The following is a 10,724-nucleotide window of genomic DNA, read 5'->3' as shown; positions in this document are numbered from 1 at the left end:
GCCACATGCTATCAGTAATTAACGTTTTTACAGCGCCCGTTTTAAAAATATAATGATGCCTCTGGCACTGCAAGGCCCTCCAATACAGGGTAAACTGCTCGATTCAAACCATCAATTAGCAACGCATTATGACTTTCACTCTCAGCGACACCGCTTACTCCGCCGATACGCCGGAAGCCAAGCAGACCATGTACGCCGACCTGCGCTCCCAGCTGAGCGGCCTGGTGCACGGCGAAAGCGACTGGATCGCCAACACGGCCAACGCCAGTTCCCTGGTGTTCAACTCGATGCCGGGCCTGAACTGGGCGGGCTTCTATTTCATGCAGGGTCCGGATGAGCTGGTGCTCGGCCCGTTCCAGGGCAAGCCGGCCTGCATTCGTATCAAGAAGGGCCGCGGTGTGTGCGGCACCACCGTGGAGAAGCGCGAAACCATCCTGGTGCCGGACGTGCACGCCTTCCCTGGACACATCGCCTGCGACGCCAACTCGCGCTCCGAGCTGGTGGTGCCGATCTTTGCCCGGAACGGCGATGTAATCGGCGTGTTCGATCTCGACAGCCCGCTGCCGAACCGCTTCGACGCGGTCGACGCGGAAGGCATCCAGTCCCTGGTCCGCATCCTCGAACAAACCCTCGCCTGATCTGCCTCAAATCTCCCGCCTGTCCAGTTTGACAGGCGGGCCTGCCGCTTCCTAGCCTGTCGTTTTGGAGGCTAGCCATGAACGACCTCACCCACCCGCCCGCCTACCCAGACGACTTCCCCGCGCCGGCCACGGCGCGCAAGGTGTAGACACTCGCCCTGCGCAAGGCAGCGCATGAGACTGGGCTGCCGGCAACGGCTTTCGCGGCCGCGCTGCCGTACACGGTAGAGGAAATCCTAGACCAGGAGGGCGTTGCTCATTGAGCGCGCTTCGTCGGCCGCTTCGTCGATGAGGGCGGAGATCGAGGGGTAGTCCTGCAGATACTGCGCCACGGCGGCGGTGCGGGACAGGTGGTGGTCGTCGGAGTGGGGCATGGGCGACAGCACCGGGCACAGGTGCTTGGCCAGCAGCAGAGTGTCGCGCAGGCCCTGCGGCGGGATGCTGACGGCGCCGCCGCGCAGCGTCACAATCGCCGCGAGCACCTGCTCCGGCACCTTGAGCTTCTTGAGAATCTCGCGCGACACGATCTCCTGCGCCGCGCCCATCCACTCTTCCGGATCGTCCAGCAAACCGGGAAACGCATCGGCCTGCGCCAGCAGATAAAAGCCGCCCGTTTCGTGCAGGATGCCCGCAAACAGGGCCGTGTCCGGATCGCTGTACGTGATGCGCTGGGCGATCAGATAGGACAGCGCCGCCACGTGGGCCGAATACTTCCACAGCTGGTCCGCCCGCGCGCGCAGCAGCGGGTCGCGGATGCGCGAACCGAACTGGCGCACCACCATGGCCGCCGCCAGCGTGTACAGATTGCGATAGCCCAGCCGCAGTACGGCGGCGCGGGCGCTGGTCACCTCCGGTCCGCGGGCGCGGAACACGGCGGAATTGGCCAGCGCCACGGCGCGGGCCGCGAGCACCGGCTCGGCCAGCACGCGGCGTACCACCTCTTCGTCATGCGTATCCGGATCGGAAACGGCAAGCTGCAGAGACAGCGCCGCGTTGACGCTGGTGGGAAAGACCAGCTCCCCGCGCTGGGCTTCGGAAATGATGGCGGCAAAGTCTTTGAGCTTCTCCATGCAAAAATTATACTGTTGCTACGACCTTAAGTGCAGGTCTGCCTAATTTCGCGTGCGCCGGCCCCGCCAAAGCCGGGCGCATATCGCGCGCGCCATCCTCATCCAGCGTGAACACGCTGATCGACTTCACCAGCATTTGCGCCTGTTCCTGCAGGCTCGCCGAGGCGGCAGCGGTCTGCTCGACCAGTGCCGCGTTCTGCTGAGTGGTGTCGTCCATTTGCGTCACCGCCATGTTCACCTGCTCGATGCCCATGCCTTGCTCTTTGGAAGCGATGGCGATCTCGGACATGATGTGCGTGATGCCCTGCACGCTCTTGAGCACTTCCTCCATCGCCGCACCGGCCTGTCCCGCCAGCTTGTTGCCGGTTTCGACGCGCTCGACGCTGTGGGTGATGAGGTCCTTGATTTCCTTCGCTGCCGCCGCCGAACGCTGGGCCAGATTGCGCACTTCGGCGGCCACCACGGCAAAGCCRCGGCCCTGTTCACCGGCGCGCGCCGCTTCCACCGCCGCATTCAGCGCCAGAATATTGGTCTGGAAGGCGATACCGTCGATGACGGCGATGATGTCCACGATCTTGCGCGAGCTATCGTTGATCTGGCCCATGGTGTTCACCACCTGGCTCACCACTTCGCCGCCGCGCGCCGCCACGCCGGACGCGCCCTGCACCAGCTCGTTGGCCTGGCGCGCATTGTCGGCATTCTGCTTGACGGTCGAGGTCAGCTCCTCCATCGACGACGCCGTTTCCTCCAGACTCGAAGCCTGCGCCTCCAGCCGCGCCGACACATCCGCATTGCCGCTGGCGATGTCGCGGCTGGCCGCGTTGATATTGTCGATGCTGATGCGCACGTCGGACACGATGCTGCGCAGGCTACCGCTCATGGCCTTCAGGGCGCGCAGCATCTGGCCCACTTCATTGGGCGGGCCGACGTCGAAATCGCCCGCCAGTTTGCCCTGGGCCACCCGCTCGGCCACGCCGATGGCATTCGCCAGCGGCACCGTCACCGAGCGCGCGATCAGCACACTGATCCAGCCGGCCAGCGCCAGCAGGCCAACCAGGGAGCCGATCATCATCCAGCGCTGCTGGTAGAAGTGCTGGATCTTCTCATCCAGCATGGCCTGCAATTCCCTGGCCGCTGCCGCGTTCAGCGCGAACTGGCGATCGATCGCCGCGGTCGAAATCGCGACGTACTGTTCCCCCGAATAAGTCAGTGCTTCGGGTTTGATGATTTGTTCCTGCGCCAGCGAGGTCACGTTGTGCGCCGCTTCGGACACTTCGCGCATGCCGCCACCCAGTTTGCTTTCGATGTCAGGATTGGCTGCGGCAGCCTTGCCGAACGCAGTCGTGGTCTGGTCGAGGCGATCGCCGACGCGGCCAACGATCGCGTTCAGCACCTGGCGATCCGTTACGCTGGCTTCCTTCTTCGCCAGCAGGCCGGCGCCTTTGGCGCGCGTCTTGCCGACTTCTTCGGTCAGATACGGCAGCTGGTAGAACATGGCCTGGATCAGCTGGTAACTGTCCTTGTCGGGATCGAGGCTGAGGCCGTAGGCGTCGCCGATCAGGTCATTGGTCTTGAGCAGTTTGGGCACCAGGGCCGTGTGGGCGGTATAGCTTTCCGGCACGCTGATGCGGCCACCGGCCACGCCGTCGCGCAGCGTTTCCCAGTCGCGTTTGGCGGAGGCGAAGGCTTCGCTGATGGCTGGATCACGCAAGGCCGCAACCAGCTTTTCCAGCTCGGCGTAGGCGGCATCCGCTTCCTGCTGCTTGGCGCGGCGCGGCTCCTGTGCGGACTGGATGCCGCCCAGCACCAGGGCGGACAAGCCCCGATGCTGCTGCGTCAGCTGCACCACTTTCAGTCCCGTCAGCACGGCCGGCATGCCGGTGCGTTCGCCTTCGTAGGCATCCAGCACCTTGCCCGCTTCGCGCATATACAGCGTGGCGGGTATGACTGCCAGCACCAGCGCCAGCACACCGAGAATAAGGAATTTGTGACCCAGGCGCAGATGGCCAAGAAGGGAGGTGAGCATCATTTCGGACCCCGCATAGTTGAGTTAGCTCGCGATTTGATGATAGGCCCGAAAATCGCCAAATTGTGACAATTTGTGAGAATTACCACGAAATAGTCTTGCCGTCCTGCCATGTCTGTTGCGTCGGCGCGAACAGACGGCGTATATTCAGACCAATGAAGATCCTGTATTTCGTGCTGTGCTTGCTGTGGTTTCCGCTCGTCAACGCAGAGACTGTCACCGTGTACACCAGTGCCAATTTCGCCCCTTTGATGGTCAATGGGAGCGGCGGCATTTATCCCGATCTGGTCGACTATCTGAACCATCAGCAGCTGGGCACCTTGCATTTCCAGCTAACTTATCTGCCTCGCAAGCGTCTCCAGATGCGGCTGGAAGAAGGCAGTCTGGATGGCATCGTGATCGGCATGATGCCGCAGTGGATGAACGATGTCTCGCAAAAGAAATACCTGTGGACGCCGCCGTTTGCCGTGGACCACTTCGTGCTCGTGTCGCGGGTAGAGAATCCGGTGAACCCGAACGACGGCGGTCTGACGGGCAAGTCGATCGGCCTGACACTGGGCTACGTCTACCCCAACATCGACAACTGGATTCTCCAGCACGGCCTGCAGCGCGCCGATGCGCTGAGCGAAGAAATCAATCTGGAAAAGCTGCGGCTGGGCCGCGTGGATTGCGTGGCGGTGGCCGAGTCGGTGGCGCGCTACTACATGAAGCTGCACGCACTGGCCGGCAAATTCTTGCTGATCGAGCTGCCTGGACGCCAGGTGGAACGGCGCTTCCTGATCCCGCATGGCAAAGAGGCCGTATTCGATCAGCTCATGCCCGCCTTGCGCAAGCTGCGCGACGATCCTGGCTGGCAGCAAGCCGTCGGCAAATATCAGTAGCGCGCAGGCGCCGCCTCCAGCAGCGCGACAAGCTGTGCGCCCAGTTGCGCCAGCAGCACGCGCATGCCTTCCCTGCCCTCACGCAGCGCCGTGGTGCGATGCCCACGCCGGTGCGCGACAAGCTGGGACGCCTGCAACTGCACGGCCTGCGTCAGCGCGCGCGTCGCCACCAGCACTTGCAGGCAGGCCAGCGCGGCCGGTACTTCCGGCGGCTGGTCTACCGCACCATCCAGATAGTCCGACAGCCGGCGCGCCCAGGCGCGATACTCGACCTGCGCCGCCAGCAACGGCAAGGCATCCTGCGCCAGCGGCAGCACTGCCGCCAATCCGGGCGCGGGCCGCCAATGCGCCACCCATGCGGGCATGTCCTGCGCCGGCATGGGACGTGCGATGCCATAGCCTTGCGCCAGCCGGCAACCCAGTTGCAGCAGCATGCGCGCATGCGCTTCGCTTTCCACGCCTTCCGCTATGGGCTCGCGATGGAATGCAGAAGCGAGGCCCAGTACGCCCTGCAGAATGGCCAGGTCGTCCGGATCTTCCAGCATATTGCGCACAAAGCTCTGGTCGATCTTGATCTGCGCCGCGGGCAGGCGCTTCAGATATAGCAAGGAGGAATAGCCGGTGCCGAAATCGTCCAGCGCGAAAGACACGCCCAGCGCCGCGCAATCGCTGATGACGCGCGAGACATGGGCGATGTCTTCCAGTGCACTGGTTTCCAGCACTTCCAGCTTCAGGCGCGAAGGCGCCACGTGCGGATGCGCATCCAGCATCGCCTTCAGGCGCGGCACGAAGTCGGGCTGCTGCAATTGCCAGCTGCCGATATTCACGCTGCTGACGATGTGCAGGCCTGCATCCTGCCAGCGCTCCTGCTGGCGCAAGGCCTCGCCCAGCACCCACTCGCCCACTTGCACGGCCAAAGGATCATCCTCGATCAGCGGCAGGAACTCGGCGGGACTGAGCAAGCCGCGCTGTGGATGCAGCCAGCGGATCAGGGCCTCAGCTGCCATGACGCGGCCCTGGCGCAGATCCACAATCGGCTGGTAGTACAGGACGAATTCCCCGTCCGCCAAGGCGCGCCGGATGCCGTCCAGCTGTTCGTTGCGATTGATGGTGCTGCGCTGCTGCTCGGCGTCGAAGATGTGGAAGCGGTTCTTGCCCGCCAGCTTGGCTTCATACATGGCCTGATCGGCCTGGCGCATCAACTGGTCCGCATCGACTTCGCTGTTCTGAGGGTACAGCGCCACGCCGATGCTGGCCGAGACTTGCAGCAGCCTGCCATCGATGGTTACGGGCCGCGCGCAGGCGTCCAGCAGGCGTGCCAGAAACGGCAGGCAGGCGCCGCCCTCCGGCAGGTCCTGCAGCACGGCGACGAATTCATCGCCGCCCAGGCGGCCCACGGTATCGCTGTCGCGCACCGACTGTTTCATGCGCTGCGCCACGGCGATCAACAGCTCGTCGCCGTACTCGTGGCCCTGCACGTCGTTGACAGTCTTGAAGCCATCCAGATCAAGGTAGACCACGGCCAGCGTACTGCCGTTGCGCTGCGACAGCGCCAGTGCCTGATGCAGACGGTCGGCCAGCAGGCGGCGGTTGGGCAAACCAGTGAGTGCGTCATAATTCGCGATGCGTTCCAGCTCGCGTTCGTGTTCTTTCTGGCGCGTGATGTCGGAGAACAGGCCGACATAATGTTCGACTTCGCCGCGCTGATTACGGATGGCCGTGATGGTCAGCAGTTCGGCGTACACCTCGCCGGATTTGCGGCGGTTCCAGACCTCGCCCTGCCAGTAGCCCTGCTCGCGCAGGCGCTGCCACATCGCGGCATAGAATTCGCGCGGCTGGCGTCCCGATTGCAGCATGCTGGGATTGCGGCCGCGTACCTCGTCTGCCGTGTAGCCCGCGATGCGAGTAAAGGCTTCGTTGGTGTTGACGATGGTGCCGGCAGGATCGGTGATGATGATCCCTTCACGCACATTGTCGAACACACTCGCTGCCAGCAGCAGCTTCTCGCCCGCCGCGGCGCGCTCGATGGCGCCGCCGATCCAGCGGCCCAGCAGCGATATGAATTCGTCATCGCCCTCGTCGAAGCTGCGCGCGAATGGCGCCACCGCGCCAAAACTGAGTACGCCCCACGGCGCGCCTGCCACTTCAATGCGTACGCCGATATAGGCATGCAGCGCAAGATCGACGCAGCTGTGCAGCAGACCGCCGGTGCCGGCGGCCGCCCTTGCCGTGAAAGGTACGGCGCTGCGGAACGCAGTGGCGCAGCAGCTGTCGCCCAAGGCACGCATCCGGCCCGGCGATGTGATCCCTGGCGGCAGCCAGGCAACCGGCGTGGCATGCTCACCTTCCACGCGCGACAGCGTCCCGACCGGCAAGCCAAGCAGACGGGCGCCGATCGCCAGCGCGCCGTGCATCTGATCGCCGAAGCCCTGGAAGGCGATGGCGGAAATCTCGTTCATCGCATGCAGGCTGGCCAGCTGACGCATGCCAAGCGCCTCGCTGCTGGGACGCGCCAGCAGCAGCCCGCCAGGCAACGCGCACACCTGGCAGGGACGCTCGGAAGAATCCTGGCTGCGCAAGCGTAGTTCGGCGAAGAAGGGACGGCCAGCCGAGAGTTCGGCGGTCAGGGCCAGCCAGTCTTCGGCAGCAAAGCATAGTGCTGCTTCGGGGCCAGCCAATGCAATCGCGGCAGGATTGGCGCCGACGGTGCGCCATGCTGCATCGAGCTCCCATACCGCGATATTCGAGTTCTGCACATTCATCCGCCGATTCTAGGCCGGCAGCCGCCCCGCTTCACATGATCTGGATCAAGAATCGCGATGCAAATCCGGTTCGGCTGCAAACAGCGCCTCCAGCCAGCGCGCGAATACCTGAAGCTTGGGCGATGCCATGCGGCCCTGCGGGTACACCAGCGATACCGGCATTGGCGTGGGCGGCGTGTCTGACAGTACCGGCACCAGCGCGCCGCTGGCGAGATGACTGCGCACCAGATAGGTCGCCGTCTGTACCAGCCCAAGTCCCTGCAGGCCAAGCGTGATATAGCCTTCCGCGTCGTTGGTGGCCAGCGTGCCCGGCATATCGATCTTGCGCACCGCTCCGCCATCGATGAAGGCCCAATCGAAAGGACGCCCGGTACGGCCGGAAAAATGCAGCACCGCCGTGTGCCGGGCCAGATCGTCCAGCGATTGCGGGACGCCGTGTGCGGCGAGATAGGACGGTGCGGCGCACGTGAGAAAGCGCATTGTGCCGATCTGGCGGCCAATCAGGGCGGAGTCCTGCAGTTCTCCCACACGCAGCGCGCAATCGACGCCTTCGCGCACCAGATCCGTCAGGCGGTCGCTCAGGCTCAGCACCAGTTCCACATCCGGATAGGCGCGGCGGAATTCGCCCAGCTTGGGCAGCACCACGTTGCGCCCCACGGCCCCGCCCAGCTCCACGCGCAGCTTGCCCTGCGGGCGCTCGGCATCGCTGGCGCGGAATGGCGCTTCGGCTTCGTCCACCGCCGCGAGAATCGCCAGGCAATGGCGGAAGTAGGCAGCGCCGTCACTGGTCAGCGAGAGCGTGCGCGTGGTGCGCTGCAGGAGCTGGGTGCCCAGATAAGCTTCCAGCTTCTGGATGGTGGCCGTGAGCGCAGCGCGCGGCAGGTCGAGTGTTTCCGCCGCCTTGGTGTAGCTGTTCGCTTCCACGATGCGGACGAAGGTTTGCATGGCTTTCAGGCGGTCCATCGCGGCCCCATTGTTCACATAAAATGAAAAGTATAGGACATTTGTTGGCCAATTATCTTTTTGGCTCCATCCCGCAGAATCACTCCAACTTTCCACTACCGGAGCTGATTCATGAAAAACGATATTTCACGTGGCATGGTTGCCTTGCTGGCGGGCGCCTGCGGCCTCATTGTCGCCAGCCTGTATTACGCACAAACACTGGTTGGTCCGATCAGCGCTGCGACCGGCCTGTCGCCGGAAGCGGCGGGCCTGATCGTCACCCTGACACAAGCCGGCTACGCGCTTGGCCTGCTGTTCGTCGTGCCGCTGGGCGATCTGCTGGAAAACCGCAAGCTGGTGTTCAGCGCCCTGCTGTTTGCCGCCGTAGCATTGGCCGCAGCCGCCTCCAGCCACAGCGCAGAGCAGTTCCTGGCCGCCTCGCTGGCGATTGGTCTTGGCTCGGTCGCGGCCCAGGTGCTGGTGCCGTTCGCCGCCCACCTGTCGCACGAGGCAACGCGCGGACAGACCGTCGGCAAGGTGGTGAGCGGCCTGCTGCTGGGGATCATGCTGGCGCGTCCCGCTGCGAGTCTGATTGCGGACTACGCCGGCTGGCGCGTGGTGTTCGGCGCCGCTGCGCTGCTGGTGGCGGTGTTGGCCTTCGTGCTGCGAACGAAACTGYCGCAACGCGTGCCCTCATCGCCGCTCTCCTACGGCCGCCTGATCGGATCGCTGTGGCATCTGTTCCGCGACACGCCCGTGCTGCGCCGCCGCGCGGCTTACCACGCAGGCCTGTTCGGCGCCTTCAGCATGTTCTGGACGATTGTGCCGCTGGTCCTGGAAGGTGAACACTTCCACCTCTCGCAAAGCGGCATCGCGCTGTTTGCCCTGGTCGGCATGGCAGGCGCCATCGCCTCCCCTATCGCAGGCAAACTGGCCGACAAAGGCTACACGCTGCCTGCGACAGCCGCCGCACTGCTGCTGGGGATTGCGGGATTTGCGCTGCCGCTGTGGGCGCCGGAATCGCGTGCCGTCGCACTGGGCCTGCTGGTGATCGCGTCCATCGTGCTGGATATGGGCGTGGCCGCCAATCTTGTGCTGGGCCAGCGTGCCTTGTTCTCGCTCGGCGCGGAAGTGCGCAGCCGCCTGAATGGCATTTACTTCGCACTGTTCTTTGCCGGCGGTGCGCTGGGTTCTGCGACGGGCGCCTGGATACTGGCCACCCTCGGCTGGCGGGCGGCCTTGTGGACCGGGATGGCTTTCCCGGCCATCGCCCTGCTCTACTGGATCACGGAAGCGCTGGCCGCGCGGTCTGCACCGGCAGGCCAGCGCGCCTGACTACTTCGCGGCGCCGGGGCCGAAGCTGCCGCCGTAATCAGCCACCTTGTCGCGCCATACGGTGCGATACGCCACCTGATTCGGATTGGCAGTCCCCGGCACCACAGCGAACTCAATCCACACGCGCGGACCATCGATGCGCAGATAGGAATTCTTCGTGGCCAGCGGCGATGCGCTGCCGTTCGGATTCGCGCTGAAGTCCGCCGTGCCGCTGGCGCCTGGCGCGAAGCCGACATAGGTATTGGCCAGCGCGGTATCGTCCTCATACACCGGCAGCAGGGTGTTGGCGAGGTTGTCGCGCTGGGTGCGTACCCAGGCTTCGATGACCGCCTTCACATAGGCTTTCTGCGCATCGCTCAGGCTGGAGTACAGCACGCCGCGATTGGCGCTCGGATAGCTCAGCAAGCCATAGTTGATATCGCCATTGGCGCCCGCGCCCATCAGGATGTCGGTGAAGGTGCCGTTCAGGCGCGCCGACGCCGCGGTGCCCGCATCGGATTGCAAGGCCGTGGCCAGATTCGCTACCGCCTGGCGTTGCGCTTCCAGCGGCGCATGCGCCACACCGCCCGAAGTCCAGTCAGTCGGCTCGGCGCCGGCAAACATTGGCGTGGCGCTGTCGTACAGGCCGTTGTAGGTGATGTTATAGCTGATATTGTGGCCGTTCACCTGCAGCATCCACGGACCATCCGTCACCGGCGTGCCGACGATGGAGAGCCAGTACAGGCCCGAACCCCAGCCAGCGTTTGGATRGTTAGCGTTCAGCACATCGTCCGCAGCACGCACTTCGGACAGCAGCTTGGCGCCGCTCGCGCTCAGCGCACCATTCACCAGCGCATTTGCTGCGGTCAGCTGGTCGGCGGTCAGCACGGAAGCATCCAGGCGCAGGCCGCGGTGGCCGCCAGCCTGACCGGACCAGGTGATCACATTGCTGCGGTTGTATGGGAACAGCACGGTCGACGTGGAGGACTCCGAAGTCGCCACTGTCTTCTGCGCATCGGCCAGTGTCGCGGTGAATGCATTGGCCAGGCCCACGGCTGGATAGCTCGGCGCGTTCGGATTCAGGCTGGTGA

8 protein-coding genes are annotated in these 10,724 nt (G+C 64.4%); 3 read left to right on the top strand and 5 right to left on the bottom strand.

The annotated features are described in order from the left end of the window. Positions 1-128 precede the first annotated feature (128 nt). Complete coding sequence (locus AB4Z11_RS10650) at positions 129-638, top strand: GAF domain-containing protein (RefSeq protein ID WP_442025201.1); 510 nt, start codon at positions 129-131, stop codon at positions 636-638. Positions 639-874: 236 nt separating this feature from the next. Here the strand turns inward: AB4Z11_RS10650 and AB4Z11_RS10645 are convergent, their stop codons facing one another. Beyond that, the gene (locus tag AB4Z11_RS10645; protein WP_442025199.1) at positions 875-1,708 is read right to left on the bottom strand and encodes an HDOD domain-containing protein; all 834 of its coding nucleotides are present in this window, start codon (positions 1,706-1,708) and stop codon (positions 875-877) included. Between the two features lie 7 nt (positions 1,709-1,715). Further along, the gene (locus AB4Z11_RS10640; protein ID WP_442025197.1) at positions 1,716-3,737 is read right to left on the bottom strand and encodes a methyl-accepting chemotaxis protein; all 2,022 of its coding nucleotides are present in this window, start codon (positions 3,735-3,737) and stop codon (positions 1,716-1,718) included. Between the two features lie 152 nt (positions 3,738-3,889). Between AB4Z11_RS10640 and AB4Z11_RS10635 the strand changes: the two genes are divergently transcribed. After that, on the top strand, positions 3,890-4,615 hold the full coding sequence (locus AB4Z11_RS10635; protein ID WP_442025195.1) for a substrate-binding periplasmic protein: 726 nt from the start codon (positions 3,890-3,892) through the stop codon (positions 4,613-4,615). Here AB4Z11_RS10635 and AB4Z11_RS10630 read toward each other — a convergent pair. Both AB4Z11_RS10630 and AB4Z11_RS10625 read right to left on the bottom strand, forming a co-directional pair. Further along, entirely contained in the window at positions 4,609-7,377 is a 2,769-nt protein-coding gene (locus tag AB4Z11_RS10630) for a putative bifunctional diguanylate cyclase/phosphodiesterase (RefSeq protein WP_442025193.1), read from the bottom strand. The two genes, AB4Z11_RS10635 and AB4Z11_RS10630, sit on opposite strands and share 7 nt — an antisense overlap. 45 nt (positions 7,378-7,422) lie before the next feature. Beyond that, positions 7,423-8,340 (bottom strand): LysR family transcriptional regulator, encoded by a 918-nt coding sequence (locus tag AB4Z11_RS10625; RefSeq protein WP_442025191.1) that lies wholly within the window; start codon positions 8,338-8,340, stop codon positions 7,423-7,425. 111 nt (positions 8,341-8,451) lie between these two features. Between AB4Z11_RS10625 and AB4Z11_RS10620 the strand changes: the two genes are divergently transcribed. Beyond that, a complete protein-coding gene (locus tag AB4Z11_RS10620; protein WP_442025189.1) occupies positions 8,452-9,654 on the top strand; it encodes an MFS transporter in 1,203 nt (400 codons plus the stop codon). Here AB4Z11_RS10620 and AB4Z11_RS10615 read toward each other — a convergent pair. Next, on the bottom strand, positions 9,655-10,724 hold a 1,070-nt coding region (locus tag AB4Z11_RS10615; protein WP_442025187.1), incomplete at its 5' end, for a DUF3500 domain-containing protein.

The sequence above is a fragment of the Pseudoduganella sp. RAF53_2 genome (genome assembly GCF_052113985.1).
In the GTDB taxonomy this organism is placed as follows: Bacteria; Pseudomonadota; Gammaproteobacteria; order Burkholderiales; family Burkholderiaceae_D; genus Rugamonas.
The sequence above is the reverse complement of the archived record's forward strand: the minus strand, read 5'-3'. Positions and strand labels throughout refer to the sequence as shown.

Bases quoted from the DNA above. Each gene is read 5' to 3' on its own strand.
- AB4Z11_RS10650 (WP_442025201.1), top strand. From the start codon at position 129: ATGACTTTCACTCTCAGCGACACCGCTTACTCCGCCGATACGCCGGAA.
- AB4Z11_RS10645 (WP_442025199.1), bottom strand. From the start codon at position 1,708: ATGGAGAAGCTCAAAGACTTTGCCGCCATCATTTCCGAAGCCCAGCGC.
- AB4Z11_RS10635 (WP_442025195.1), top strand. From the start codon at position 3,890: ATGAAGATCCTGTATTTCGTGCTGTGCTTGCTGTGGTTTCCGCTCGTC.
- AB4Z11_RS10630 (WP_442025193.1), bottom strand. From the start codon at position 7,377: ATGAATGTGCAGAACTCGAATATCGCGGTATGGGAGCTCGATGCAGCA.
- AB4Z11_RS10625 (WP_442025191.1), bottom strand. From the start codon at position 8,340: ATGGACCGCCTGAAAGCCATGCAAACCTTCGTCCGCATCGTGGAAGCG.